A 203-nucleotide genomic window follows, 5' to 3' on the forward strand; every position below is an offset into this window, starting at 1 on the left:
TTCGCTGCAGTTCTATGGCGGCTACCCGCTGCGGGTACTGGCCGGATCGCTGGCCGTCGCGCTCTTGCAACTCAACGGCCTCGCCGTCGAGCGGGCAGGCGCGGTATTGCTCTGGGATGGCCGGCAGATCGCCATCGACGCCCCGTGCAGCGGCCTCCGCATGCTTTGGGCGGGCGCGTATCTGATGGCGGCGGCGGCCGCCC

General features: G+C 70.9%; 1 protein-coding gene. It reads left to right on the plus strand.

Going from position 1 to position 203, the window contains the following annotated elements:
• Positions 1-203, plus strand: a 203-nt coding sequence (locus CAPSK01_RS05590) for an archaeosortase/exosortase family protein (RefSeq protein ID WP_034923523.1), incomplete at both ends; no start/stop codon positions are given.

It is taken from the genome of Candidatus Accumulibacter vicinus (assembly GCF_000584955.1).
Lineage (GTDB): Bacteria > Pseudomonadota > Gammaproteobacteria > Burkholderiales > Rhodocyclaceae > Accumulibacter > Accumulibacter vicinus.